Here is a 501-nt window from a genome sequence, read left to right as displayed (position 1 = left end):
AATGGGAACCGCGGAGACGGCGGTGAGCTTCGCACCCCAGACGAGCGCCTCGTCGACAGCCTTGCGCAGCGCTGAGGAGGCGACATCGGATCCGTCCACGCCCACCACGATGCGCTCCACGGGCGTGAAGTCCTTCCCCGAGGTGTGCTTGGGGACGATGACCACCGGGCACTTCGAGTGTGCGGGCAGCGCGGAGGAGACCGTGCCCAGGAGGCGGTCGGCGAACCCACCACCGCCGCGCGAGCCGATGACCACCAGGTCGACCTCACGCGACATCTCCACCAGGACCGCAGCCGGGTCACCGGGTTCGATGGATCCGGAGACCCGGACGTCACCGCGCGCCTTCGCCGCTGCGACGGCTTCGTCGACAACCTGCTGGGCCCCTCGCCTCAGGGCCTCGTCGTCCAGCACCGCGTACCCTCCGTCGAGGGCGGCGGCGGAGTAGGACGCCAGCGCGTAGGTGCAGATCACGTGGATCCGGCCGCCAGTCCTCAGGGCACG

Annotated in this window: 1 protein-coding gene; it reads right to left on the bottom strand. The window is 70.5% G+C overall.

What is annotated here, in order from left to right; translation table 11 throughout:
• The coding region (locus FK530_RS25695) for a universal stress protein (protein WP_146489562.1) at positions 1–501 on the bottom strand (501 nt) is incomplete at both ends.

The sequence above is a fragment of the Tsukamurella conjunctivitidis genome, from assembly GCF_007858475.1.
Lineage (GTDB): Bacteria > Actinomycetota > Actinomycetes > Mycobacteriales > Mycobacteriaceae > Tsukamurella > Tsukamurella conjunctivitidis.
The sequence above is the reverse complement of the archived record's forward strand: the minus strand, read 5'-3'. Positions and strand labels throughout refer to the sequence as shown.